This window comes from Pseudomonas sp. GW821-FHT09A09 (genome assembly GCF_059418405.1).
Window position 1 is genome coordinate 38982 of sequence record NZ_JBWKPU010000043.1, and the last position, 11270, is coordinate 50251.

General features: G+C 62.7%; 7 protein-coding genes, 2 tRNA genes and 1 pseudogene. 9 read left to right on the top strand and 1 reads right to left on the bottom strand.

Going from position 1 to position 11270, the window contains the following annotated elements; genetic code table 11:
- The first annotated feature begins 6 nt into the window (after positions 1-6).
- The 5 genes and pseudogenes from AC07OV_RS26990 to AC07OV_RS27010 form a co-directional block, all read left to right on the top strand.
- Positions 7-822, top strand: coding sequence for an ABC transporter permease (locus AC07OV_RS26990; RefSeq protein ID WP_494997676.1), 816 nt, complete (start codon positions 7-9; stop codon positions 820-822).
- Complete coding sequence (locus AC07OV_RS26995; RefSeq protein ID WP_495093322.1) at positions 819-1583, top strand: ABC transporter ATP-binding protein; 765 nt, start codon at positions 819-821, stop codon at positions 1581-1583. The genes AC07OV_RS26990 and AC07OV_RS26995 overlap by 4 nt, the downstream gene beginning before the upstream one ends.
- Positions 1580-2305: an urea amidolyase associated protein UAAP1 gene (locus tag AC07OV_RS27000; RefSeq protein WP_494997674.1), complete on the top strand. Its 726-nt coding sequence runs from the start codon at positions 1580-1582 to the stop codon at positions 2303-2305. The genes AC07OV_RS26995 and AC07OV_RS27000 overlap by 4 nt, the downstream gene beginning before the upstream one ends.
- A gap of 9 nt (positions 2306-2314) precedes the next feature.
- A complete protein-coding gene (locus tag AC07OV_RS27005; RefSeq protein WP_494997673.1) occupies positions 2315-2944 on the top strand; it encodes an urea amidolyase associated protein UAAP2 in 630 nt (209 codons plus the stop codon).
- A 259-nt stretch (positions 2945-3203) separates the two neighbouring features.
- Positions 3204-5504, top strand: a pseudogene (locus AC07OV_RS27010) (5-oxoprolinase/urea amidolyase family protein); the annotation flags it as partial.
- Positions 5505-5650: 146 nt separating this feature from the next.
- Here the strand turns inward: AC07OV_RS27010 and AC07OV_RS27015 are convergent.
- Positions 5651-6847, bottom strand: coding sequence for an amino acid aminotransferase (locus tag AC07OV_RS27015; RefSeq protein ID WP_176998707.1), 1197 nt, complete (start codon positions 6845-6847; stop codon positions 5651-5653).
- Between the two features lie 343 nt (positions 6848-7190).
- Here AC07OV_RS27015 and uvrB point away from each other — a divergent pair, with 343 nt between their 5' ends.
- From uvrB to AC07OV_RS27035, 4 genes are all read left to right on the top strand, one after another.
- Positions 7191-9206, top strand: a complete 2016-nt coding sequence (uvrB, locus tag AC07OV_RS27020; protein ID WP_176998708.1) for an excinuclease ABC subunit UvrB — start codon at positions 7191-7193, stop codon at positions 9204-9206.
- Positions 9207-9411: 205 nt separating this feature from the next.
- The gene (gene gltX / locus AC07OV_RS27025) at positions 9412-10893 is read left to right on the top strand and encodes a glutamate--tRNA ligase (protein ID WP_025856465.1); all 1482 of its coding nucleotides are present in this window, start codon (positions 9412-9414) and stop codon (positions 10891-10893) included.
- A 147-nt stretch (positions 10894-11040) separates the two neighbouring features.
- A tRNA-Ala gene (locus tag AC07OV_RS27030) sits at positions 11041-11116 on the top strand.
- A gap of 78 nt (positions 11117-11194) precedes the next feature.
- A tRNA-Glu gene (locus AC07OV_RS27035) sits at positions 11195-11270 on the top strand.

Here is an 11270-nt window from a genome sequence, read left to right on the forward strand (position 1 = left end):
CCGGCCATGCGCCTGATCAACCGTCACCCGGAACGCTCCAGCCGCCTGTTGTTGGTGCTGCTGCCGTTCGCCCTGCTGCTGTTCGCCTACTTCGTGGGCTCGGCCGAGCGACTGGCGGACAACCCCAACGACAAGCTGCTGCCCAGCGCCGTGCAAATGGGCGACGCCATAAAACGCCTGGCATTCAGTGCCGACGCGCGCACCGGTGAATACGTGCTGTGGCAAGACAGCGCGTCAAGCCTGCGCCGCCTGGGCATTGGCCTGGGCATCAGCGCCCTCGCTGGCCTGTGCCTGGGCATTGCGGCCGGCACCTTGCCGCTGTTCGGCGCGCCGCTGTCACCGTTGCTGACGGTGTTGTCGATGGTGCCGCCGCTGGCGATCCTGCCGATTCTGTTCATCGTGTTCGGGCTGGGGGAGTTGTCCAAAGTGATGCTGATCGTGATCGGCATCACCCCGGCGCTGGCCCGCGACCTGGAACAGCGCGCACGGGAAATTCCCGTCGAGCTGCTGGTGAAGGCGCAGACCCTCGGCGCCTCCACCTGGACCCTGATGCTGCGTGTGGTCTTGCCGCAACTGTTGCCGCGCCTGCTGATCTCGCTGCGGCTGATGCTGGGCTCGGCGTGGTTGTTCCTGATTGCGGCCGAGGCCATCGCTTCCACCGACGGTTTGGGCTACCGGATCTTCCTGGTGCGCCGCTACCTGGCGATGGACGTGATCCTGCCCTACGTGGTGTGGATCACCTTGCTCGCCTGGCTGATGGACTGGGGCCTCAAGGCCCTGACCCGACGTGCGTTCCCCTGGTACGAGGGAGCGCGGCCATGAGCTTTATCAGCGTCAACAATGTGTGGCAGCGCTATGGCGACCAGGTGGTGCTCGAAGGGCTCAACCTGCACGTCAACGAAGGCGAGTTCTGCACCTTGGTCGGCACCTCCGGGTGTGGCAAGTCCACCTTCCTGCGCCTGCTGCTCGGCCAGGAAACCGCGAGCAAGGGCCAGATCCTGCTCGACGGCAAAGCCCTCGCCGCCGAGCCGGACGCCAGCCGTGGCGTGGTGTTCCAGCGCTACTCGGTGTTCCCGCACTTGCGCGTGCTCGACAACGTTGCCCTGGGCCTTGAACTGCCGCGCTCACGCTTCCTTGGCCGGCTATTGGGCAAGGCCAAGAAAGACGCCCGCGAACAGGCCGCCATCCTGCTGCAAAAAGTCGGCCTCGGCCATGCGTTCGACAAGTACCCGGCGCAACTCTCCGGGGGCATGCAACAGCGCCTGGCGATCGCCCAGGCACTGATCATGAAGCCCCGCGTCTTGCTGCTGGACGAACCCTTCGGCGCGCTCGACCCGGGCATTCGCAAAGACATGCACCAGTTGCTGCTGGAACTGTGGCGCGAAACCCGACTGACCGTGTTCATGGTCACCCACGACCTCAGCGAAGGTTTCAGCCTGGGCACCCGCCTGCTGGTATTCGACAAGGTCCGCGTCGACCCCCACGCCCCCGGCGCCTATGGCGCCCGCATCACCTACGACATCCCTTTGAACAGCGACCGCCGCAAGGCGCTCGCCGCTGAACTTGGAGCGACTTCCAAATGACCGAATCCACCCACCTGTTCACCCCCTTCGCCGAGGAAATGCTCCCCGGTGGCGGCCACCGTTCCTTCGTGCTCAAGCGCGGCCAACTGTTGCGCCTGACCGACCTGCGCGGTGGCGCCAACGTCAGCCTGACGTTGCTCAACGCCAACGAAAAAACCGAGCGCCTGAACCTGCCCGACAGCCTCAAATGCCAACACACCGCCAAGCTCACCGCGGGCCACTGCCTGTACTCGGACATGGGCCGCGTACTGGCTGCCATTACCGCCGACACCTGCGGCTGGAGTGACAGCATTGGCGGCGTGCTCTGCGCCGCCGAAGTCGCCGAAAAGTACGGCCAGGGCCGCTATCAGGAACTGCGCAACGGCTTCTTTCGCAACGGCACCGACAACCTGCTGGTGGAGCTGGGCAAATGGGGCCTGGGGCTATCCGACCTGCTGATGACCCTCAACCTGTTCAGTCGCGTCAACGTGGACAGCGAGGGCGGTTTGCATTTCGTGCCGGGTAATTCAAAAGCCGGCGACTGCATCGAACTCTATGCGCCGATGGACACCCTGGTGGTGCTCACCGCCCTGCAACACCCGATGGACCCCAACCCCGACTACGCGCCCCAACCGCTGAAACTCAGTTGGATGAACGCCGACCCCAGCGTCGCCGAACACTGCCGCACCTCGCGCCCGGAAAACGAGCGCGGCTTTATCAACACCAACCGTCTGTTCGCCTGAGGAGCTGCCATGTCTATCGCAATCAAACAAGCGGATGCGGCCGTGTACCGCGCCACCATTCCCGCCGGTGAACCCTGGCTGATGGAGGTCAAGGCCGGGCAGACCCTGCGCATCCTCGACCTGGAAGGCAACCAGGCCGTCGACACGCTGTTCTACAGCCTCAAGAACCCGCGCGAACGCTACGACGTGCAACGCACGTTGCGTCGGCAGAACAGCGTGTACCTGGGCACCGGCAGCGTGCTGTATTCCAACCTCGGCCAGCCGATGCTGACCATCGTCGACGACACCTGCGGGCGCCACGACACCCTCGGCGGCGCCTGCGCCCAGGAGAGCAACACGGTGCGCTACGCCCTGGAAAAACGCTACATGCACAGCTGCCGCGACAACTACCTGCGCGCCTGCGCCCACGATGGCCGGCTGGGTAAAGGCGACATCGGGCCGAACATCAATTTCTTCATGAATGTGCCGGTGACGGCCGACGGCGGGCTGACCTTCGAAGACGGGATTTCCGCCCCCGGCAAGTACGTCGACCTGCGTGCGGAAATGGACGTGATCGTGCTGATCTCCAACTGCCCGCAACTGAACAACCCGTGCAATGCGTACAACCCCACCCCTGCGGAGCTGCTGGTATGGAACTGAGAGTAAAGCAACTGCGCCAATGGCTGTTCACCCTGTGCCAGGCCCGCGCCGGGCAGTGCCTGCGTAGGCCATGAGGTTCAAATGTGGGAGCTGGCTTGCCTGCGATTGCGGTATGCCAGCCAACCAATCAGGTGGCTGATAAACCGCTATCGCAGGCAAGCCAGCTCCCACATTGGCCCCACATTGACTCCATAGATTTGCGCCACGGACGACCGTGGGCGCTTGCCCCATTGTGCGGGACGGCCCGCAGGGTTTTGCCATGTTCGAAAAAGTCTTGATCGCCAACCGTGGCGCCATTGCCTGCCGCATCCTGCGCACCTTGCGCGAGCTGCACGTCACAGGCGTCGCCGTGTATGCCGAAGCCGACGCGGCCAGCCTGCATATCCAGCAGGCCGACGAAGCCTATAGCCTTGGTGAAGGCGCGGCGGCGAACACTTACCTGGCGGTGGAGAAAATCCTCGCCACCGCCAAGGCCACGGGTGCCCGGGCAATTCATCCGGGCTACGGGTTTCTTTCGGAAAACGCGGCGTTCGCCGAAGCCTGTGAAAACGCCGGCATTGCCTTCATCGGTCCAACACCGGAGCAACTGCGTGTGTTCGGCCTCAAGCACACGGCGCGGGCCTTGGCCAAGAGGCATCAGATCCCGCTGCTGGAAGGCACCGAACTGCTGGACAGCCTTGAAGCCGCCTTGCTGGCCGCCGACAACGTGGGCTACCCGGTGATGCTCAAGAGCACCGCCGGCGGTGGCGGGATTGGCATGCGCGTATGCCGCAGTGCAATGGAATTGAGCGAGTCCTTCGAGGCGGTCAAGCGTCTGGGGCAGAACAACTTCAGCGATGCCGGTGTGTTTATCGAGAAGTACATCGAGCACGCACGCCACCTGGAGGTGCAGGTATTCGGCGATGGCGCCGGCGAGGTGGTCGCCCTTGGCGTGCGCGACTGTTCGGTGCAGCGGCGCAACCAGAAAGTCCTCGAAGAAACCCCGGCACCGAACTTGCCTGACGGCATGGCAGACGCCTTGTGCGCGGCCGCCATCACCCTGGCAAAAGCCGTGAACTACCGCAGTGCCGGCACCGTGGAATTTATCTTCGACAGCGCCGACGGTCGCTTCTATTTCCTCGAAGTGAACACGCGCCTGCAAGTGGAACATGGCGTCACCGAACAGGTGTGGGGCGTGGACCTGGTGCGCTGGATGGTGCAACTGGCGGCGGGAGAAATGCCGCCGCTGAGTGAGTTGGAGTTAACGCCTCAGGGCCATGCCATTCAGGCGCGCCTGTACGCGGAAGACCCCGGCCGGGATTTCCAGCCCAGCCCTGGCTTGTTGACCCAGGTAGAGTTTCCGGTGGCCGAGGGTTTGCGAATCGACACCTGGGTCGAGGCCGGTTGCGAGATCCCGCCCTACTTCGATCCGATGATCGCCAAGCTCATCACCTGGGCGCCCACCCGCGAACAGGCGCGCCTGGCCCTGCATCATGCACTCAACGACAGCCAGCTGTACGGCGTGGAAACCAACCGCGACTACCTGCGCCAGATCCTGCTTGCCGCGCCCTTCGCCAGCGGCCGGCCATGGACGCGTTGCCTGGAAGGTTTGGTCTATACCGCCGATACGTTCGAGGTACTCAGCGCCGGTACCCAGACCAGCGTGCAGGACTACCCAGGTCGTCTCGGTTACTGGGCCGTGGGCGTGCCGCCATCGGGGCCGATGGACAGCCATGCACTGCGCCTGGGCAACCGCCTGCTGGGCAACAGCGAAGGCACCGCCGCCTTGGAAATCACCATGAGCGGGCCACTGCTGCGCTTCAACTGTGCGGCGGTGGTTGCCGTCACCGGGGCTGAAATCCCGCTGTTGCTGGATGATCAAGCGGTGCCGATGAACACCGCATTGCTGATCCCGGCCGGGTCGGTGTTGAGCCTCGGCACGATCGCGGGCGCCGGTGCGCGCAGCTACCTGTGCCTGCGCGGCGGGTTGCAGGTGCCGGACTACCTGGGCAGCAAGAGCACCTTCACCCTCGGCCAGTTTGGCGGGCACGGCGGGCGCGCGTTGCGGGCCGGGGATGTGTTGCACCTGCTGCCGTTGCAGGACACCAGTGCCGGGCAACAGATTGTCCCAGAGCCCTTGCCAGACGTGCGCCGGATCCGGGTGATCTACGGCCCACACGGCGCGCCGGAATACTTCCTGCCCGCGTACATCGACACCTTCTTCGCCACTCAATGGGAAGTGCATTTCAACTCCAGCCGCACCGGCGTGCGGTTGATTGGGCCCAAGCCATTGTGGGCACGCACGGATGGTGGTGAGGCCGGCCTGCACCCGTCGAACATCCATGACAACCCCTACGCCATCGGCGCGGTGGATTTCACCGGGGACATGCCGGTGATCCTCGGGCCGGATGGCCCAAGCCTGGGCGGCTTCGTGTGCCCGGTCACGGTGATCGAGGCGGACTTATGGCAACTGGGCCAGCTCAAGGCCGGCGATAAAATCCGCTTCGAGCCGGTCGATCTACCCACCGCCCGCCACCTCGCCTTGGAATGGACCACCTGTAGGAGCCGGCTTGCCGGCGATGACATGCTCAAGGGCGCCATCGCCGGCAAGCCGGGCTCCTACGGGATTGCTGCTTGGCTTCAGTCTAGGGGAGCCGGGCTTTTTGCGACAGGCATTAAAAAAGGGAAGCCACTCAATGGCTTCCCTTTTTTCACAACCGCAAAGGCTTACAGCACCTGAACGATCGCCTTGGTCACAGCATCAATGTTCGACTGGTTCAACGCCGCCACACAGATACGACCAGTGTCGAGGGCGTAGATGCCGAACTCGCTGCGCAGGCGGGTGACTTGCTCAACGGTCAGGCCGGAGTAGGAGAACATCCCGCGCTGGCGACCGACAAAACTGAAGTCGTGGCCCGGAGCAGCCTTGGCCAGCTCGCTGACCATCTGCTCGCGCATGCCACGGATGCGCAGGCGCATTTCGCCCAGCTCGGCTTCCCACTGGGCGCGCAGCTCAGGGTTATTCAGCACCGCTGCCACGATCGCCGCGCCGTGAGTCGGCGGGTTGGAGTAGTTGGTGCGGATCACGCGCTTGACCTGGGACAGGATGCGCGCGCTTTCTTCCTTGGACTCGCCGACGATGGACAGTGCGCCCACACGCTCGCCGTACAGGGAGAACGACTTGGAGAACGAGCTGGACACAAAGAAGGTCAGGCCCGACTCAGCGAACAGGCGCACCGCAGCGGCGTCTTCGTGGATGCCGTCGCCGAAGCCCTGGTAGGCCATGTCGAGGAACGGCACGAGTTTCTTGGCCTTGACCACGTCCAGTACGTTCTGCCAGTCGGCCGGGCTCAGGTCGACGCCGGTCGGGTTGTGGCAGCAGGCGTGCAGCACCACGATGGACTGTGGCGGCAGGGCGTTGAGGTCTTCGAGCAGGCCGGCACGGTTCACGTCGTGGGTGGCGGCGTCGTAGTAGCGGTAGTTCTGCACCGGGAAACCGGCGGTTTCGAACAGGGCGCGGTGGTTTTCCCAGCTGGGGTCGCTGATGGCCACGACGGCATCTGGCAGCAGTTGCTTGAGGAAGTCTGCGCCGATCTTCAGTGCGCCGGTGCCGCCAACGGCCTGTACGGTGGTGACGCGGCCAGCGGCCAGCAGGGGCGACTCAGCGCCGAACAGCAGGGTTTGCACGGCCTTGTCGTAGGCTGCGATGCCGTCGATTGGCAAGTAGCCACGGGCGGCGTGTTGCGCCACGCGAATGGCTTCCGCTTCGGCAACGGCACGCAAGAGTGGAATCTTCCCCTCTTCGTTGCAGTAAACGCCTACGCCAAGGTTGACCTTGGTGGTTCGTGTGTCGGCGTTGAATGCTTCGTTGAGGCCCAGGATAGGATCGCGTGGTGCCATTTCGACAGCGGAGAACAGGCTCATTTTTGCGGCAGCTCTATGGGGGAAGGGAGGGACGTGTCGCGCTCCAGCCGAATGCACTAGAGCGGTGCACAAACGGGGAGCTAGTATAGAGGCCATCACCGCCTGAGGCGACAACCGAAACGGCTTTTCGGCCAAGTTTTTCGGTTTATTTGCTGACCGTTAGTCTTATTGCAACATTGATCCGGAATGGCCAGTAGGGCGATTGCCTTGAAACCCGTCACATTCGGCACCACTTCTACAGCTATCATGGTTTTTTCCTGCAACCAGCGATGACTATTCGCGGGTTGCTGAGCTATTTCGTCCCTGGCGGTTTTGAGTCTGGGGTGACTTCACGAGGTACGTTATGTCGGATTTCCAGCTCGTCACCCGCTTCGAACCCGCCGGCGATCAGCCGGAAGCCATTCGCCAGATGGTCGAAGGCATTGAAGCCGGCCTGGCGCACCAGACGTTGCTCGGGGTGACCGGTTCGGGCAAGACCTTCAGCATCGCCAACGTGATCGCGCAGATCAACCGCCCGACGTTGGTGCTGGCGCCGAACAAGACCCTGGCCGCGCAGCTGTACGGGGAGTTCAAGTCGTTCTTCCCGAACAACGCGGTGGAGTACTTCGTTTCCTACTACGACTACTACCAGCCCGAAGCCTACGTGCCGTCCTCCGACACCTTCATTGAGAAGGACGCCTCGATCAACGACCACATCGAGCAGATGCGGCTGTCGGCGACCAAGGCGCTGCTGGAGCGCAAGGACGCGATCATCGTCACCACGGTGTCTTGCATCTACGGCCTGGGCAGCCCGGAAACCTATTTGAAGATGGTGCTGCACGTCGACCGTGGCGACAAACTTGACCAGCGCGAATTGCTGCGCCGCCTGGCGAGCCTGCAGTACACCCGCAACGACATGGACTTTGCCCGCGCCACCTTCCGCGTGCGCGGCGATGTGATCGACATCTACCCGGCCGAATCCGACCTGGAAGCGATCCGCATCGAGCTGTTCGATGATGAAGTGGAGAGCCTGTCGGCCTTCGACCCGCTGACCGGCGAGGTCATCCGCAAGCTGCCGCGTTTTACCTTCTATCCGAAAAGCCACTATGTGACGCCGCGCGAAACCCTGATGGGGGCTGTCGAGGGCATCAAGGTGGAACTGGCCGAGCGCCTGGAGTACCTGCGTTCCAACAACAAGCTGGTGGAAGCCCAGCGCCTGGAGCAGCGCACGCGCTTTGACCTGGAGATGATCCTGGAGCTGGGCTACTGCAACGGCATCGAAAACTACTCGCGCTACCTGTCTGGCCGTGAGTCCGGTGCGCCGCCGCCGACGCTGTATGACTACCTGCCGCCGGACGCGCTGCTGGTGATCGACGAATCCCACGTCAGCGTGCCGCAAGTGGGCGCGATGTATAAGGGCGACCGTTCGCGTAAGGAGACCCTGGTGGAATACGGGTTCCGCCTGCCGTCGGCCCTGGATAACCGGCCGATGCGCTTTGACGAATGGGAAAGCATCAGCCCGCAGACCATCTTTGTGTCGGCGACGCCGGGCAACTATGAGGCCGAACATGCGGGCCGAGTGATCGAGCAGCTGGTGCGCCCCACCGGCCTGGTGGACCCGGAAATCGAAATCCGCCCGGCATTGACCCAGGTCGATGATTTACTTTCGGAAATCACCAAGCGCGTGGCCTTGGAGGAGCGGGTGCTGGTCACCACGCTGACCAAGCGCATGTCCGAAGACTTGACCGATTACCTGGCCGACCACGGCGTGCGCGTGCGCTACCTGCACTCGGACATCGACACCGTGGAGCGCGTGGAGATTATCCGCGACCTGCGCCTGGGCACCTTTGATGTGCTGGTGGGCATCAACCTGCTGCGTGAGGGCCTGGACATGCCGGAGGTGTCGCTGGTGGCGATCCTCGATGCGGACAAGGAGGGCTTCCTGCGTTCCGAGCGTTCGTTGATCCAGACCATCGGCCGTGCGGCGCGTAACCTCAATGGTCGCGCGATCCTGTATGCGGACCGCATCACCGGCTCCATGGAGCGGGCGATTGGCGAGACCGAGCGTCGGCGGGACAAGCAGATTGCGTTCAACCTGGCCAACGGCATTACGCCCAAGGGCGTGTTCAAGGACGTCGCCGACATCATGGAAGGCGCTACCGTGCCGGGCTCGCGCAGCAAGAAGCGCAAGGGCATGGCGAAGGCGGCCGAGGAAAGCGCCAAGTACGAGAACGAATTGCGCTCGCCGAGTGAGATCACCAAGCGTATTCGCCAACTGGAAGAGAAGATGTACCAACTGGCGCGGGACCTGGAGTTCGAGGCCGCGGCGCAGACGCGGGATGAGATTGGCAAGTTGCGCGAGCGTTTGCTGGCAGTGTGATTTGCGGTGACTGGCCTGGCCTCATCGCAGGCAAGCCAGCTCCCACATTTTGACCGCGTTCGCAGTTCGAGGTGGGAGCTGGCTTGCCTGCGATAGGGGCGGCGCGGTCCATCAGAATCACCCAAGCTGGAGCCCAACCACCTGGGGCTGTTACCATTCGCCCCTTGTTTCAATTTTCAGTTTTATCGCCCATTCGAGACCTGCCATGACCACCGTCCGCACGCGCATCGCGCCATCGCCCACTGGGGATCCCCACGTCGGCACTGCTTACATCGCCTTGTTCAACTACTGCTTTGCCAAGCAGCACGGCGGTGAATTCATCCTGCGGATCGAAGACACCGATCAACTGCGTTCCACCCGCGAGTCGGAACAGCAGATCTTCGATGCCCTGCGCTGGTTGGGCATTACCTGGGCCGAAGGCCCGGACGTCGGCGGCCCGCACGGCCCGTATCGCCAGAGCGAGCGCAGCGACATCTACAAGCAGTACACCCAGCAGTTGGTCGACATGGGGCACGCGTTCCCGTGCTTCTGCACGGCTGAAGAGCTGGACCAGATGCGCGCCGAGCAACAGGCCCGTGGCGAGACCCCGCGCTACGACGGCCGTGCGTTGCTGCTGTCCAAAGAAGAAGTGGCGCGCCGCCTGGCGGCCGGTGAACCCCATGTGATCCGCATGAAGGTGCCGAGTGAAGGCGTGTGCGTGGTGCCGGACATGCTGCGTGGCGACGTTGAGATCCCGTGGGACCGCATGGACATGCAGGTGCTGATGAAGACCGACGGCCTGCCGACGTACTTCCTGGCCAACGTGGTCGACGACCACCTGATGGGCATCACCCACGTGCTGCGTGGCGAAGAATGGCTGCCGTCGGCACCGAAATTGATCCTGCTCTACGAGTACTTCGGTTGGGAGCAGCCGCAGCTGTGCTACATGCCGCTGCTGCGTAACCCGGACAAGAGCAAGCTGTCCAAGCGCAAGAACCCGACCTCGGTGACCTTCTACGAGCGCATGGGCTTCATGCCTGAAGCGATGCTTAACTACCTGGGGCGCATGGGCTGGTCGATGCCGGACGAGCGCGAGAAGTTCTCGTTGCAGGAAATGGTCGACAACTTTGACTTGTCCCGCGTTTCCTTGGGCGGGCCGATCTTCGATATCGAGAAGCTGTCGTGGCTCAACGGCCAATGGTTGCGTGACCTGCCGGTGGAAGAATTCGCCAGCCGTGTGCAGCAGTGGGCGCTGAACCCCGAGTACATGATGAAGATCGCGCCGCTGGTGCAGGGCAGGGTGGAGACGTTCAGCCAGGTCGCGCCGTTGGCCAGCTTCTTCTTTGCCGGGGGCGTGAACCCGGATCCTAAGTTGTTTGAGTCCAAGAAGCTCTCGGGCGACCAGGTGCGCCAGTTGATGCAGTTGATCCTGTGGAAACTCGAGAGCCTGCGCCAGTGGGAGAAGGACGCGATCACCGCGACGATCCAGGCGGTGGTGGAATCCCTGGAGTTGAAGTTGCGTGATGCCATGCCGCTGATGTTTGCCGCGATCACCGGGCAGGCGAGTTCGGTGTCGGTGCTGGATGCGATGGAAATTCTCGGTCCGGACCTCACGCGTTTCCGTCTGCGCCAAGCCCTTGATTTGCTTGGTGGTGTGTCGAAGAAAGAAAACAAAGAGTGGGAAAAGCTGTTGGGCGCTATCGCTTAATCAGCCTGCTACCACGGCGAAACCCCGGTTTTCCGGGGTTTCGCCGGTAAGTGATTGTTATCCCGGCAAAAAATTTTGGAAATTGTTGAAAATAAATTTGACACACTTCCAAAGCGCCATTAAGATTCGCCCCGTCCTCACCGATGAGGGGCTATAGCTCAGCTGGGAGAGCGCTTGCATGGCATGCAAGAGGTCAACGGTTCGATCCCGTTTAGCTCCACCAATTTACAGGTTCAAGGTCTGGCCACACCGGCTTTGAATCGATCAGTTCTCAGCGCTGATCAGTTGTACAGAAGGTTTTGTCCCCTTCGTCTAGTGGCCTAGGACACCGCCCTTTCACGGCGGTAACAGGGGTTCGAGTCCCCTAGGGGACGCCA